Origin of the sequence: Glaciimonas sp. PAMC28666, assembly GCF_016917355.1 — a bacterium.
Lineage (GTDB): Bacteria > Pseudomonadota > Gammaproteobacteria > Burkholderiales > Burkholderiaceae_D > Glaciimonas.
Genome location: NZ_CP070304.1, coordinates 317680 through 332402, shown reverse-complemented (window position 1 = coordinate 332402; position 14723 = coordinate 317680). Strand labels below are relative to the sequence as shown.

Below are 14723 nucleotides of genomic sequence, written 5' to 3'. Positions count from 1 at the left end.
TTGTTAATGTCATTGATCGGAAGCAATTTAATGGCGTCATTTATCCAGACGCCATTTCTTTTTTTTTGTGGCGGGGAAAATTTCTGCTACATTCGGCACTGTCTGGTTTTGCGGCGTTTTAAGCTGGCTGGATTTTGGGTGCACGGATTGTGCGGATTATTTACTTATATCCTCCGTCGCGTTTGATAATGATGTTTTTCATGCACCGGTGTGTTCCGGGGCAGATTTTTTTGGTTTATTTTTATATGCCTAATTGGCTTCTTCCTGAAAACATCGCTGATGTTTTGCCGTCCGAGGCGCGTAAAATCGAGGACTTGCGCCGTTTGATTCTCGATAATTTCCGCGTGTTCGGCTACGAGCTTGTGATGCCGCCGATGTTGGAGTACGTCGAATCGTTATTGGCGGGTGCGGGCCAAGACACCGAAGCGATGACGTTTAAGCTGGTTGATCAGCTATCCGGCCGTACCCTCGGAATTCGGGCTGATATGACCACTCAGGTGGCACGAATCGATGCCCATTTGCTTAACCGCGCCTCTCTTACCCGTCTTTGCTATGCAGGTAGTGTGCTGCGCACCCGTCCGTCCGGTTTGCATGCGACACGTGAGCCATTTCAGATTGGTGCGGAGATTTACGGACACGCAGGGCTTGAAGCGGACGCAGAAATTCAGCATCTTGCATTGGCTTCCCTGGCGCTGGCAGGAATCACTAAAGTTCGACTGGATTTGTGCCACGTCGGCATTTTACGTGCGATTATCGTGGAAGATGCGGGCGCCCAAAAAGATGAAACGGCGTTGGTTAAGTTGTTAGAAGCAAAAGATACACCTGGTTTGCTGGAAATAAGTGCATCTTATGGCGCGGTAACACGTGCAGCAGTATTGGCATTACCGCATTTATATGGCGATAGTAGCGTAATTCAGCGTGCCCACGAAGTATTGCCCAAATTGCCAGCTATTACTAAAGCACTGGACGAATTGCAGGCGCTGGCGCAAGCGGCGGGAGAAGACTGCGTAACAGTCGATTTAGCAGATTTACGCGGGTATCATTACGAGAGCGGCGCAATATTCGGTGCTTACGTGGCAGGTTTGCCAAATGCGCTGGTACGCGGCGGTCGTTACGACCACGTTGGTGAGACGTTTGGGCGATCGCGACCGGCGACTGGCTTCTCGATGGATTTGCGTGAATTAGCGCGTCTGATGCCGTCCGCCGAGCGTAAAGCGGCGATTCGTGCTCCCTGGAGTACAGAAGCAGGACTAAAGGAAAAGATTGTGACGTTGCGGCAGGCTGGTGAGATAGTGATTCAAAGTTTGCCAGGCCACGAAAACGATCAAGATGAGTTCGATTGCGACCGCGTGGTCGTGCTCGAAAATGGCCACTGGATTATCAAAAATTTGGACTAAGTGATGTTACAGAAAAGTACGCAGAAAAACGTCGTCGTTATCGGAACCCAGTGGGGCGATGAAGGTAAAGGCAAGATAGTTGATTGGTTGACTGATCACGCACAGGGCGTCGTGCGCTTTCAAGGTGGCCACAATGCCGGACATACGCTGGTTATCGGCGGCAAGAAAACAGCATTGCAGTTGATTCCATCCGGCATCATGCGACCGGGTGTTGCATGTTATATCGGCAACGGTGTGGTCCTGTCGGTTCCGGATCTGTTGCGTGAAATTGACAAGTTGCAAGCTGCTGGCGTCGAAGTAGTGTCTCGTTTAAGAGTGTCGGAAGCATGCCCGATCATTCTGCCTTACCACACCGCACTGGATGCAGCCCGCGAATTTGCGCGCGGAGCGGCAAAGATAGGGACGACTGGAAAAGGGATTGGTCCAGCGTATGAGGATAAAGTCGCGCGCCGGGCAATTCGGGTTGCCGACTTGCTCAATGAAACGCGCTTTGCTGAGAAGCTGAGAGAAAATCTCGACTATCACAACTTCGTCCTGACCAACTATCTGAAGGCGGACGCGGTTGATTTTCAAAAGACTTACGACGATGCATTAGCCAACGTGTCGCGCCTTGCGCCAATGGTTGCCGATGTTTCCAGCGAGCTATATGCCGCGTATAACAACGGCGCAAAAATATTGTTTGAAGGCGCGCAGGGTAGTTTGCTCGACGTAGATCACGGTACTTACCCGTTCGTCACATCGAGTAACTGCGTTGCCGGTAACGCTGCTGCAGGCTCGGGCGTCGGACCAAACATGTTGCATTACGTTTTGGGTATTACCAAGGCATACACGACCCGCGTTGGATCAGGACCGTTTCCATCCGAACTCCCTACAGAAGATGGTATCGGTCTGCATCTGTCGAGTGTAGGTCATGAGTTTGGGACCGTTACTGGTCGTGCACGTCGTTGCGGCTGGTTTGACGCCGCATTGTTAAAGCGCTCGGTTCAGATCAATGGTGTGTCCGGCATGTGCTTAACCAAGCTGGACGTGCTTGACGGTCTCGAGTCTCTGAAACTATGCACGGGCTATACAATCGACGGTAAGGTGGTCGATATCTTCCCGGTTGGTGCAGAAGAAGCCGCACGTTGTGTACCAATCTATGAAGAGATGCCGGGCTGGACGGAAGTTACTGTCGGGGCCAAGTCGATGGATGCGTTACCAGCGAATGCACGTGCTTACGTTCAACGTATTGAAGAATTGGTTGGCGTACCGATCGATATGGTCTCAACCGGTCCTGATCGGGAAGAAACTATCGTCTTGCGTCATCCTTTCAAATAACTAAAATAGAAGATAAGCAAGATGAATATCTCTGACGACAAGCACCTATGGGTTACATGGGATGACTATAATCGCGCTATCGAAAAACTCGCTCTCAAGGTGCATGAGTCTGGTTGGAAATTTGATCAGGTCCTTTGTTTAGCGCGGGGCGGATTGCGCCCTGGTGACGTCTGCTCACGTATTTTTGACGTTCCTTTAGCGATTCTCTCGACCAGCTCGTATCGAGAAGCGGCCGGCACCGTGCAAAGTGAACTTGATATCGCGGCGCACATTACCATGAGCCGTGGTTCGCTGGCTGGTCGAATTCTGTTGGTGGACGATCTGGTGGATTCGGGTGTGACTCTTGATAGGGTTCAACGTCACTTGCGGGAAAATTATTCGCCGGTCACTGAGGTTAAATCGGCGGTTATCTGGTGGAAAGAATGCTCGACCATCAAGCCCGACTTTTACGTAGATCATTTGCCGACCAACCCATGGATTCATCAGCCGTTCGAAGACTATGACAGTTTGCGTCCCCATCAGTTGGACGCATGGTCAAAGCGCGGAATGGCGCGATAACCCCGCGTTTGTTGAATTGCCTGGTAAGACAAAGAAGCCCTGGTCAAAAACCGGGGCTTTTGCTATTCAAGCCGATATTTCATCCAAAACCGATCATAGGCTTTAGCTCTATGCGCGTCCAAAGCATCTATCGACATTGTATTCGGCGCGTCAAAACGCTATCTGAAAATAGCAAAAACGGGAATGATAGGAGGGGAAAAATAGAAGGGGAATGAGAAAACGGGTATCCCTTAATTCCCGGTTTAATCCTGAAAAACGAAGTATAGCGCTTGCTTCAAGGGCACATAGCGATGCCCAGCCGGGAAATATAGGCCTACCAGCTGCTTTCCGGATGTCACAATATTGAATTCTCTCGGGTCCTTATCGTCAGTTAACAAGGTCCCTTTTCTAGGCTGATAAACTTTACCATCCGGCACGCTACCGCGATACAGCCAATGACTTCCCTCCATTAACAATATCGAATATCCGTCATCCAGCGTGACGGTGACGCGGTTCGCCATCGTTCTCGTCAGGTTTCCGCTTGCCAGTGCGAGCGGTGTCATGGGAACCGGTTTCGGCCCTGGGCTATCACCTCGCGTCACGCATCCTAATAGCGGTACCAGAATGGTGACGCTTAGCAAAAAAGCAGATGGTGGACGTGGCATGTTAATCATCCAATCGTGTGCAGTATTATTTACAATCAGATTTTCAATCGAAGCTGTGCGGCGTTTTCAGCTCAGCGGCGTGCGACACCCTAACCTTACCTTGAATTTTGATAAAAAGAGAGTGTTTTCAAGGCAAGACCTGTTGGCATTGTGAAAATACAACTGATGTTTGTTTATTTAGAAATTTATTTTCGATTAAAAAAATAATAGAAATTAAATTCATTTCGTGGCGAATTGTTGCTTACAATAGAGCTCACGATAAAAATATCACGGAGAACCAACATGATCGATGTCGCAGTTTTCGGAGCAGGTCGAATCGGTAAAATTCACGCCGCTAATCTCATTCAGCAACCGGGCGTCAATCTCAAGTATGTGAGCGATGTGAACGCCGAGGCTGCACATGCTATCGCAACGCAAAGCGGTGCGCAGGTGGTTGATATTGAAACGGCCTTGGCTGATCGTTCGATTGGTGCAGTACTCATCGCATCCAGCACCGATACGCACGCCGATCTTATTTTGCGTGCGGTCGCCGCCGGTAAAGCCATATTTTGTGAGAAGCCGGTAGATCTGACGCTGGCACGTGCCAAGGCATGTGCGCTGGCGGTAGCCGAAGCGAAGGTCACCTGCATGATCGGCTTCCAGCGGCGCTTCGATCCCACGTTCGAGGCTTTGAAGGTTCGTCTGGCATCCGGGGAAATAGGCGAGCCGGAAATGTTGGTGGTAACGAGTCGTGACCCCGGTGCGCCACCGGTTTCTTATTTAAAAAATTCCGGTGGAATTTTCAAAGACATGTTGATTCATGATTTCGATATTTTTCGATGGATCTTAGAGGATGACGCGGTCAGTATCTCAGCCACTGGCAGTTGCTTAAGCGATCCGACGATTGCCGAAGCGGGTGACATCGATTCTGCAGTCGTAACGATACGCACCCGTCGCGGTCGCCTGTGCCAGATCAATACCAGTCGCCGCGCGGCATACGGCTATGACCAGCGTTTTGAAGTGCTCGGCAGCAAAGGAATGCTGCAGGCAGGAAATCACAAACCAACAGAAGTCGTGTCCTCGACCGCCAATAATGTTAGCCAGGATAAACCAGAGCATTTTTTTTTAGAGCGTTATCGCGCTGCTTATGCGCGGGAAATTGCACATTTCTTTGATGTTCTGATCAATGGCGGTACTGTACGCACGACAATTGATGACGGCGTTAAGGCGTTAGCCCTGGCAGAAGCTGCGACCTTATCGTGGCGTGAAAATCGCACCATAGATTTGTCAAACAACGCAATTAATATCCAAGCATGAGCGCCCAAAGGTCATTAAAAGTTGGAATCGCCGGCCTCGGTCGACTTGGAAGGCGCCATGCTGAGAACCTGATGCGGCACGTTCCCGGCGCAATTTTAGTGGCCGCTTGCAGTCCGCTTGAAAGCGAGTTGACATGGGCGAAGGAGGCGCTGGGAATCGATAGCCTGTACAGCGATTATGAGGCTTTGCTAGCGCACGCCGGACTTGATATCGTGTTTTTGGTGACGCCGACATCCCTGCATCCGCAGCAAATTATTCAGGCACTGCGTGCCGGTAAGCACGTGTTTTGCGAGAAGCCATTATCGCTGGATCTTGAAGACTGTCTGCGCGTGAATGCGGAGGCGGCGTTGCATCCGCATCTCAAGGTCATGATCGGCTTTGTGCGACGTTTCGATGCCAGCTATCAGGATGCCTACCGAAGAATTCAGTCCGGTAGCATCGGCCAGCCGTTTATGGTGTATTCACAGACCTGCGACCAGCTGGATCCTGACGGTTTCTTCGTTAAATTCGCACCTACCAGTGGCGGCATTTTTCTCGATTGCAGTGTGCATGACATCGATCTGGCACGCTGGATGTTGGGAAATCCTAAGCCGGTCCGGGTCTTTGCCAGTGGCACTATTGCGGTCCATACTGCATTGGTTGCCTGTGGAGACGTCGACAATGGTGTCGCAATTTGTGAGTTCGAGAACGGCTGCATTGCGACGTTTTATGCTTCGCGCACGATGCCGCACGGACATGAGACAGTCACCGAAATTACCGGTACGGCAGGGCGCTTGACTGTGGGGCGCAATCCGCGCCAGAATCGCGTGGAAATTGCAGACGCCTCGGGGATTCGCAATACCTGCACGCCCAGTTTCTTCGATCGTTTTCAAGATGCTTTTTTGACCGAAGCGACCTATTTTATCGCCGCTATCCAGAATCGGCAGCCATTAAGTCTGACGCTTGATGATGCGACAGAAGCAACGCGAATCGGCATTGCCTTGCGCGAATCGTTGCTATCGAAGTTACCAGTTGTCTTGTGAAAAAACTCGTCCGCCGAAGCGCACAGAATAGCGCGGAGCGGACGTCAGTGGCGTTGCTTAAACCTGATCATGGTAACAATCGAGAAGCCGGCAAGCCGCGTGCTATTGATCGTCATAACCTTCAATGACATTGACTTCCTCCACATTCAATTCGAGCCGATAAGCCAAAGCAATAAATAACGCCTGACACAAACACATCGCATTGGTGAGGGAGCGGAAGGCAAATGCACTGCCTTCCTTGACTGTCAATGCGACCGTAGCATGTTTCGCAAGCGGGCTTAACTGGCTATCCGTGATAACCAGGGTCTTTGCCTGATGGTGCTGCGCCAGGCGCACGCAAGCCTGGGTCTCTTTCCCATAGGGCGTAAAGCTAATAGCGATCATTACATCGTTTTTGCCGATGCTGCGAACTTGCTCCCGGAACATTCCGCCCAGGCCCGACAACATATGGACACGTTTATTGGTGTGTTGCAGCGCGTAGACAATATAGGCCGCGATAGGAAAAGAGCGACGCACGCCGATGACATAAATATTCTCAGCTTTATGTAGAAGCTTTACTGCGTCTTCGAATCGTGCTTCGTCAAAGCCATCTAATAATTCGTCGAGGCCACTGCGACTTGCATCGATGAATTCGCGAGCCATCGCACCACTGGGAAGTGGTGAAGTTTTGGTTTCGATCAGTTTGCGAATACGTTGTTGATAGTTTGGGGACGGTCCGGTTTGCGCCGTGTAAGCATCCCTAAACACGGCTTGCATTTCACTAAAGCCGCTAAATCCAAACTGTTTGGCAAAGCGCACGATCGCCGACGGTTGGACATCACAATGTTCTGCAATATCGCTAATGCGCTCTAACATCAAGCTCGTGCGATGCTGTTCGACGTACTTGGCAATAATTTTCAATTGCTTGGAAAGCGTGGCGTATTTATCCGCAATTTGCAGCATCAGTTGATCAACTGTAGCAGTTTCCACCATGGTGTTTCCTCGTTGTATCTTTTTTTTGTAGGATTTACAAAAAAAATATCCTATCGACGGCAGCGATGATAAGTAATGTCGTCATAACTATTTTTCCTACCCCCAATTCTAATTGACGGCTACCCGATATTTGCCATCAAGGTCATTATAAAGAAAGTCTCATTAATTAGAAATTAAATTCTAAATAAAAATACTTTGAAAAGAAAGTTGCATTCCAGTCTCGCTTGTTCTATTGTTTAGTGCCGGTCAGCGAGATGTTAGCGCGATGATGCAAGTGAAATACGAGCGGACCGCACCACGTACCGTACCTCATAGTCCGGGCAAAATAAAATCGGAGATAAAATGCAACTTTATAGATCCAAACGGCTTTTCAAGGCCTTGATGATCGCTACCTTGGCGATGTCAGCGGTATCCGTGAATATCGCGTACGCAGCGAGTGAAAAATTTGTCCTTATTAGTCATGCGCCGGATTCTGATTCCTGGTGGAACACCATTAAGAATGCCATTAAACAAGCGGGTGAAGATTTTAACGTCACCGTTGACTATCGCAATCCGCCGAATGGCGATCTGGCTGATATGTCGCGTTTGATCGAGCAAGCGGCAGCCCGTCATTATGACGGTGTAATTGTCAGTATTGCTGATTTCAGTGTGTTAAAAAAATCGATGGAAACCGTCACAGCCAAGAAAATTCCATTGGTCACCATCAATTCCGGAACGCAGCAGCAAAGCGAAGAGCTGGGTGCGATTATGCACGTGGGTCAACCTGAATATGAGGCTGGCAAAGGTACCGGCGAGAAGGCCAAGGCGGCTGGAATCAAATCGTTCTTGTGCGTCAATCACTACGCGACCAATCCATCCTCGTTCGAGCGTTGCCGTGGTTTTGCTGACGCGATTGGCGTTGACTATAAAAAAGCAACGCTTGATGCGGGTCAGGATCCAACCGGTATAGAGAGCAAAGTTTCTGCCTATTTACGCAACAATCCTGGCACCCAAGCAGTATTGGCGCTCGGTCCTGATTCTGCGGGCCCAAGCTTGCGTGCATTGCAAAAAATGGGCCTTAAAGGAAAAATGTGGTTTGCCACGTTTGATTTGTCCGATGAAATTGCCAAAGGCATCCAGGATGGCTCGGTGCAGTTTGCGATTGATCAGCAGCCCTATCTGCAGGGATATATCCCGGTTGCTGTGTTGGCAATCGTGACGCAATCCAAGACAACCGATATAGCGACAATACAAGCCAAACTGAAGGCGAATCCAAAGTTTCAGGCGCGTCTTGCAGAGTACGGCCTGACACCAATTTATGGACCGCGTGACATCAGTTCGGGGCCTGGCTACATTACCAAAGACAATATCGGTAAGGTACTCAAATACGCTGGTCAATATCGTTAAGCACTCTTCTACCGCTTCATCAGGTGTTTGTGACCGCCCGCTATTGTGCGTTTTGTCTAGCGTGCAAGTGGGCGGCCAAATGACAGTTTGACGGGATTTAAAAAAGTGACGGCGTGCATCTCGGCATCGGGCACGGACCAGCACTAGTGAATAATCAAAAGAATCAAAATAAGCAAATAGGCAGGAGATATTTCATGAGTTCACATAGCGTACATGCTGAGAAAGTCACGCCTGTCAGTGGCGGATCGTGCCCCAAAATGAAGGCTAACAAGGCCGCTAGCCAAGATGAGCGGGTACGTTCAGAAGGTGGTCTGAAACGCTTTTTAGGCCGCCCTGAATTTGCCTCTTTGGCAGGCGTCGTGTTGGTGTTCCTTATTTTTGCGTTAACGGCAGGCGATTCCGGGATGTTCAATCTGGATGGTATCGTCAATTGGATGCAGGTTGCTGCCTATCTTGGCTTGATCGCTATCGGTGCTTGCATGCTCATGATCGCTGGCGAATTCGATTTGTCGATAGGCTCAATGATCGGTTTTGCAGGAATGATGGTGGCGATTCCCACCGTCTATTTTCACTGGCCATTCTGGCTCGCAGTGGTATTCGCTTTTGCGGGCTCAATGGCACTCGGCTGGTTGAATGGCTATTTGGTGATCAAGACCCGCTTGCCGTCCTTTATTGTCACATTAGCGTTTTTATTTATTTTACGTGGCTTGACGCTGGCGCTTTCTATCATGTTCGCCAATCGCACTATTGTCAGCGGGGTCGGTGAATATGCTGCCAAAGATTGGCTGGGCAGCTTGTTGTTTAGCGGTACCGTTGGAAACGGATTGTTCCGCGCAATGGCGAGTCACGGCTGGATTGCCGCCAGCGACGCCGGAGCGCCGATAGTGGCAGGGATTCCCAAGGTGATCGTCTGGTGGGCGGTGTTGGCAATCGTGGCGAGCTTCGTATTGGCAAGAACACGCTTCGGTAACTGGATATTTGCGGTGGGCGGCGATGCGAATGCCGCAAAGAATGTCGGCGTGCCGGTCCGACGCGTCAAAATTTCCTTATTTGTTTTTACCGCTTTCTGCGCCTGCCTTTTCGCAGTGCTTCAGGTCGCCGACGTCGGATCTGCAGCTGCCGACCGTGGCCTGCAAAAAGAGTTTGAAGCCATCATCGCGGCCGTCATCGGCGGCGCGTTATTAACAGGCGGTTACGGCTCGGTCATCGGTGCCTGCTTTGGGGCACTTATTTTCGGGGTGGTTCAAATAGGCATCTCCTACACTAATCTAAACTCAGACTGGTTCCGCGTTTTTCTCGGCGTCATGTTGCTGGTCGCGGTTCTGTTTAATAACTATGTCCGCCGTCGCGTGACGGAGGCGAGGTAATCATGAGTGACACTATTCTTGCGTTAGAAAATGTCAGCAAATTTTTTGGCTCGGTGATCGCATTGCAAAATGTCACTCTACGCTTGAAAAAAGGTGAGGTACATTGTTTGCTGGGCGATAACGGAGCAGGGAAATCGACGCTCATCAAAACCCTCGCCGGTGTGCATAAACCTTCTGAAGGACAATATCTGGTCGATGGCAAGGAAGTTTCCTTCAATTCGCCTAAAGAGGCGTTGGATGTCGGAGTCGCCACCGTTTACCAGGATCTGGCCCTGGTGCCGCTTCTTTCGGTGGCGCGAAATTTTTTCATGGGACGCGAACCGACGAAAAAAGTGTTTGGCATCACAGTGATGGATTTGAAATATGCGGCCAAAACCGCCAGCGACAAGCTTGCCGAAATGGGCATTATGGTGCGCGATCCGCACCATGCCATTGGCACCATGTCCGGCGGAGAGAAGCAATGCCTGGCGATCGCTCGGGCTATTCACTTCGGGGCGCGGGTGCTGATCCTTGATGAGCCAACTGCTGCGCTTGGCGTAAAGCAGTCGTTCAATGTCCTGAAACTGATTCATACAGCGCGAGAGCGCGGCATCTCGGTGATTTTTATTACCCACAATGTCCATCACGCTTATCCCATCGGCGATTCATTTACTTTGCTTAATCGCGGCAAATCGATGGGGACATTCACCAAAGATACAGTGTCCAAGGACGCGGTGCTGGACATGATGGCGGGTGGTGCAGAGATGCAGACGCTGATGAATCAACTTGATGGCATCAGGATTTAAGAGGAAGTGTTCATGACTACATCATTAAAACCATCGGCTAGCCTGTTCGTGGCAGATCGATCACGCGATATCGTTTGTCTGGGCCGCCTCGGCGTAGACCTGTATGCGCAACAAATTGGCGCACGCCTTGAGGACGTCACCAGCTTTGCTAAATACCTGGGCGGATCATCGGCCAATATTGCTTTTGGTTGCGCCCGGTTAGGCTTGAAATCGGCCATGATCGCACGCGTTGGCAATGAGCACAATGGACAGTTTTTAATCAATGCACTCACCGCAGAAGGGTGTGATGTCAGCCAGATTAAAATCGATCCTGACCGGCTGACGGCACTGGTCATGTTGGGACTGAAAGACAAAGACACTTTTCCGCTCATCTTTTATCGGGAGAATTGTGCCGATATGGCTATTTCAGAAGATGACATCGATGAAAATTTCATTGCTTCGAGCAAAGCATTATTGATTACCGGAACCCACTTCTCTACCGAAAAAGTGCATCGCGCCAGTTGCAGGGCACTGGAGTACGCGCATCGCCACAACGTGCGCACCGTGCTGGATATTGATTACCGTCCGGTGTTATGGGGTTTGACCGCCAGAGGCGATGGCGAAACCCGCTTCATCGCAGACCATAGTGTGACCGCCCATTTGCAAGGTATCTTACCGAAGTTCGATTTGGTAGTTGGTACTGAAGAAGAATTTATGATCGCCGGGGGCGGTGCGGATATTGTCACCTCTCTTCAGGCAGTGCGCGCTGTCAGCAAAGCCATCTTGGTCGTCAAACGCGGACCTCTGGGCTGTGCAGTCATCTACGGGGAAGTGCCGATCAGTCTCGACGCTGCGTTCAATTACCAGGGGGTGCAGGTTGAAGTGTTGAACGTGTTGGGTGCGGGAGACGCTTTTATATCCGGCTTTCTGAAAGGATGGCTAACCGAGGCCAACGATGAAACCTGCTGTCGTCTCGCGAATGCATGCGGGGCTTTGGTTGTTTCGCGCCATGCTTGTGCACCGGCAATGCCGACGCCGCTTGAGCTGGAGTATTTTCTGGCGAACAGTGAACGTCTGCAGCGACCAGATCTGGACGCGCATCTGACACGCTTGCATCGGGTCTCGGCACCGCGTCCATCCTGGGACGAAGTGAATGTCTTTGCGTTCGATCACCGTAACCAGTTTTTTGAACTGGCGCGTGAAAGCGGTGTTTCGGAGTCTCGTGTCACTGCGCTGAAATGTTTAATGGTCAAGGCTGTAGCAGAGACTGAACAAGGGTTGCAACTACAAGGCAAGATTGGGGTACTGATCGACGATCGTTATGGTCAGGACGCCTTGAATGCGGCCACCGGCCGCGGCTGGTGGGTCGGTCGCACGGTTGAGCTGCCGTTGTCGAATCCGCTTCAATTTGATTATGGCCGTTCGATTGGTTCTCATTTGATTAGCTGGCCGAAGGAGCATGTCGTCAAGTGCCTGGTGCAATTGCACCCGGACGACGCGGTCGAAAATCGCCTGGAACAAGAGGCGCAAATACGGGCGCTGTATGACGCCGTGCAGGTTAGCGGTCACGAATTGTTGTTGGAGATCATTCCGCCTAAAACGCTGCCAGCTGCGGATAATACGGTCTTGCGAGCGCTCAAGCGACTATACAACCTTGGTATCTATCCGGAGTGGTGGAAGCTGGAGTCAATGTCCGCCGCCCAATGGACCGGGATCGATAATTTGATCGCCGAGCGTGATCCCTATTGCCGCGGCGTAGTCTTATTGGGATTAAGTGCGTCAGTAGACCAACTGGCGGCGGGTTTTCTCGCATCAAAGGACAGCAAAACCTGCCGCGGTTTTATGGTTGGGCGCACAATTTTTCATGCGCCGGCGCGCCGTTGGTTACAAGGCGAGATTGATGACGCGACCTTAATTGCCGCACTGAGGACGACCTTTGAACAGCTCATTGGTGTTTGGCAAGAAAGCCGTGAGCGTGGACGCGGTGGTGCGATTACTCGTGCGAATACTGGTGCGATTAGTCGTACGAATAGTCGTACGAATAAATCAGCAAAAAATGTGGAGCATCCAGCATGAGCAACGGAAGCGGCACAATTCGCCTGACGATGGCGCAGGCGCTGGTGCGCTATCTTGCAGCGTTGCGCGTGACGGTCGAGGGAAGTGAGCTTCAGAATGCGAGCGCGATCAGCGCCATCGGCGAGACCCGCGAAGAACCACTCTTTGGTGGTGTTTTTGCCATTTTCGGCCACGGCAACGTGGCCGGATTAGGAGAGGCGCTGTATCAGCATCGGGATGCGTTACCAACCTATCGGGCACATAACGAGCAGGCGATGGCGCATGCCGCCATTGCCTACGCCAAAGCCAATATGCGGCGCCGCATGATGGCGGTGACCAGTTCGATCGGTCCCGGTGCGACCAATTTGCTTACGGCGGCAGCATTGGCGCATGTGAACCGTTTGCCGGTGCTATTACTGCCTGGAGATATTTTTGTATCGCGTCGACCCGATCCGGTGCTACAACAACTTGAAAATTTTCAAGATGGCAGCGTATCCGTGAACGATGCGTTTAAGCCGCTATCGCGCTATTTTGATCGCATTTATTATCCTGAGCAATTATTGACTGCTTTGCCGCGCGCGATTCAAGTGCTGACCGATGCAGCACAATGCGGGCCGGTCACATTGGCGTTGCCGCAAGATGTGCAGACCATGGCGTACGACTATCCGTTAGCTTTTTTTAGACCAAAACCGGTAAAGTTTCACGCACAACCGCCGTCCGAGGAGGCATTGCAGGAGGCTATGGCGTTGTTGAAAAATGCCAGGCAACCGCTCATCGTCGCCGGCGGTGGCGTTTTGTACGGCAACGCGACGGAGGCGCTGCGCAAATTTACCGAGACCCATGGCGTGCCGGTGGCTGAAACGCAGGCCGGTAAGGGGGCACTGGCTTGGGATCATCCGCTACAACTCGGTGCGTTGGGCGTAACCGGCTCACCTGCAGCAAACGCTTTGGCGGATCATGCCGACGTCGTCATTGCAATTGGCAGCCGCTTACAGGATTTTACGACCGGATCGCATTCATTATTTGCACAAGCAAAGCTAGTGAGCATTAATGTTAATTCAGGCGATGCCATGAAATGGCACGCAACCGGCCTCTTGTGTGATGCCGGTTTGGGATTAACGGCTTTGTCTGAGGGACTTAAGGACTGGCGTGCCAGCGATGCGTGGACGGTAGAGGCGAACGAGCAAGCGCAGTTTTGGCGTGCCACAGTAAACGGCATCACCAATCGGCGTGAATTACCGCTGCCTGCACTACCTTACGATGGAGAAGTGATCGGTGCAGTGCAACGCTCTGGCAAGACCTCACCGGTAACCGATATCGTGGTGTGTGCCGCCGGCACATTGCCGGCTGAACTTCACAAGCTCTGGCGCACCGCAATCCCCGGCGGCTATCACGTCGAATATGGTTATTCCTGCATGGGGTACGAGATTGCAGGGGCGTTGGGTGTCAAATTGGCTAAGCCTGACCGCGAGGTTATTGTCATGATCGGTGACGGTAGTTACTTGATGATGAATTCCGAAATTGCGACATCGGTGATGCTGGACAAAAAGTTGATCATTGTGGTCCTCGACAATCGCGGTTACGGTTGCATCAATCGTCTGCAGCAAGCGTGCGGCGGCGCGCCGTTTAACAACATGCTGGAAGATTGCTTGCAAGGCGCGCTGGGTGCGCCGCGCATCGACTTTGCGATGCACGCCAGATCGTTAGGCGCTTTGTCTGAAAATGTCAGCACCATTCCAGAACTGGAAGCGGCAATGGAACGTGCGCGTACTGCCGACCGCACTTACCTGGTCTGCATCGATACCGATCCAAAGCGCACCACAGAGGACGGCGGCTGTTGGTGGGAGGTTGCGGTGCCAGAGGTCTCGGCACGAACCTCTGTACAAATAGCCCGTGAGCAATACGAGTTGGCACAACTGAACCAGAAACTCTGATCGGAAAACAT

Annotated in this window: 12 protein-coding genes; 10 read left to right on the top strand and 2 right to left on the bottom strand. The window is 51.4% G+C overall.

The window, feature by feature from the left end:
• The first annotated feature begins 245 nt into the window (after positions 1–245).
• Genes JQN73_RS01430 through JQN73_RS01420 form a run of 3 tightly spaced genes read left to right on the top strand, consistent with a single transcriptional unit; the run spans position 246 to position 3272 of the window.
• Positions 246–1397, top strand: coding sequence for an ATP phosphoribosyltransferase regulatory subunit (locus JQN73_RS01430; RefSeq protein ID WP_205321325.1), 1152 nt, complete (start codon positions 246–248; stop codon positions 1395–1397).
• 3 nt (positions 1398–1400) lie between these two features.
• Entirely contained in the window at positions 1401–2714 is a 1314-nt protein-coding gene (locus JQN73_RS01425) for an adenylosuccinate synthase (protein ID WP_205321324.1), read from the top strand.
• A 21-nt stretch (positions 2715–2735) separates the two neighbouring features.
• Entirely contained in the window at positions 2736–3272 is a 537-nt protein-coding gene (locus JQN73_RS01420; protein ID WP_205321323.1) for a phosphoribosyltransferase, read from the top strand.
• A 242-nt stretch (positions 3273–3514) separates the two neighbouring features.
• Here JQN73_RS01420 and JQN73_RS01415 read toward each other — a convergent pair whose 3' ends face one another.
• Positions 3515–3916: a hypothetical protein gene (locus JQN73_RS01415; protein ID WP_205321322.1), complete on the bottom strand. Its 402-nt coding sequence runs from the start codon at positions 3914–3916 to the stop codon at positions 3515–3517.
• A gap of 282 nt (positions 3917–4198) precedes the next feature.
• Between JQN73_RS01415 and iolG the strand changes: the two genes are divergently transcribed.
• On the top strand, positions 4199–5212 hold the full coding sequence (iolG, locus tag JQN73_RS01410) for an inositol 2-dehydrogenase (RefSeq protein WP_205321321.1): 1014 nt from the start codon (positions 4199–4201) through the stop codon (positions 5210–5212).
• Positions 5209–6234 (top strand): Gfo/Idh/MocA family oxidoreductase, encoded by a 1026-nt coding sequence (locus JQN73_RS01405; protein WP_205321320.1) that lies wholly within the window; start codon positions 5209–5211, stop codon positions 6232–6234. The genes iolG and JQN73_RS01405 overlap by 4 nt, the downstream gene beginning before the upstream one ends.
• A 102-nt stretch (positions 6235–6336) precedes the next feature.
• Here the strand turns inward: JQN73_RS01405 and JQN73_RS01400 are convergent, their stop codons facing one another.
• A complete protein-coding gene (locus JQN73_RS01400) occupies positions 6337–7206 on the bottom strand; it encodes a MurR/RpiR family transcriptional regulator (protein ID WP_205321319.1) in 870 nt (289 codons plus the stop codon).
• 381 nt (positions 7207–7587) lie between these two features.
• Between JQN73_RS01400 and JQN73_RS01395 the strand changes: the two genes are divergently transcribed.
• The 5 genes from JQN73_RS01395 to iolD all read left to right on the top strand — a co-directional run bounded on the left by JQN73_RS01395 (position 7588) and on the right by iolD (position 14712).
• The gene (locus JQN73_RS01395) at positions 7588–8592 is read left to right on the top strand and encodes a sugar ABC transporter substrate-binding protein (protein ID WP_370551341.1); all 1005 of its coding nucleotides are present in this window, start codon (positions 7588–7590) and stop codon (positions 8590–8592) included.
• A 257-nt stretch (positions 8593–8849) separates the two neighbouring features.
• On the top strand, positions 8850–9959 hold the full coding sequence (locus JQN73_RS01390) for an ABC transporter permease (RefSeq protein ID WP_205323107.1): 1110 nt from the start codon (positions 8850–8852) through the stop codon (positions 9957–9959).
• Positions 9960–9961: 2 nt separating this feature from the next.
• Complete coding sequence (locus JQN73_RS01385) at positions 9962–10744, top strand: ATP-binding cassette domain-containing protein (protein WP_205321317.1); 783 nt, start codon at positions 9962–9964, stop codon at positions 10742–10744.
• 12 nt (positions 10745–10756) lie between these two features.
• The gene (gene iolC, locus JQN73_RS01380; RefSeq protein ID WP_205321316.1) at positions 10757–12799 is read left to right on the top strand and encodes a 5-dehydro-2-deoxygluconokinase; all 2043 of its coding nucleotides are present in this window, start codon (positions 10757–10759) and stop codon (positions 12797–12799) included.
• A complete protein-coding gene (gene iolD / locus JQN73_RS01375) occupies positions 12796–14712 on the top strand; it encodes a 3D-(3,5/4)-trihydroxycyclohexane-1,2-dione acylhydrolase (decyclizing) (RefSeq protein WP_205321315.1) in 1917 nt (638 codons plus the stop codon). Before iolC ends, iolD begins: the two co-directional genes overlap by 4 nt.
• Positions 14713–14723: the final 11 nt, after the last annotated feature.

Bases quoted from the DNA above. Each gene is read 5' to 3' on its own strand.
- JQN73_RS01405 (WP_205321320.1), top strand. From the start codon at position 5,209: ATGAGCGCCCAAAGGTCATTAAAAGTTGGAATCGCCGGCCTCGGTCGA.
- JQN73_RS01425 (WP_205321324.1), top strand. From the start codon at position 1,401: ATGTTACAGAAAAGTACGCAGAAAAACGTCGTCGTTATCGGAACCCAG.
- iolC (WP_205321316.1), top strand. From the start codon at position 10,757: ATGACTACATCATTAAAACCATCGGCTAGCCTGTTCGTGGCAGATCGA.
- JQN73_RS01415 (WP_205321322.1), bottom strand. From the start codon at position 3,916: ATGCCACGTCCACCATCTGCTTTTTTGCTAAGCGTCACCATTCTGGTA.
- JQN73_RS01385 (WP_205321317.1), top strand. From the start codon at position 9,962: ATGAGTGACACTATTCTTGCGTTAGAAAATGTCAGCAAATTTTTTGGC.
- JQN73_RS01420 (WP_205321323.1), top strand. From the start codon at position 2,736: ATGAATATCTCTGACGACAAGCACCTATGGGTTACATGGGATGACTAT.
- JQN73_RS01395 (WP_370551341.1), top strand. From the start codon at position 7,588: ATGATCGCTACCTTGGCGATGTCAGCGGTATCCGTGAATATCGCGTAC.
- JQN73_RS01400 (WP_205321319.1), bottom strand. From the start codon at position 7,206: ATGGTGGAAACTGCTACAGTTGATCAACTGATGCTGCAAATTGCGGAT.
- iolD (WP_205321315.1), top strand. From the start codon at position 12,796: ATGAGCAACGGAAGCGGCACAATTCGCCTGACGATGGCGCAGGCGCTG.
- JQN73_RS01390 (WP_205323107.1), top strand. From the start codon at position 8,850: ATGAAGGCTAACAAGGCCGCTAGCCAAGATGAGCGGGTACGTTCAGAA.
- JQN73_RS01430 (WP_205321325.1), top strand. From the start codon at position 246: ATGCCTAATTGGCTTCTTCCTGAAAACATCGCTGATGTTTTGCCGTCC.
- iolG (WP_205321321.1), top strand. From the start codon at position 4,199: ATGATCGATGTCGCAGTTTTCGGAGCAGGTCGAATCGGTAAAATTCAC.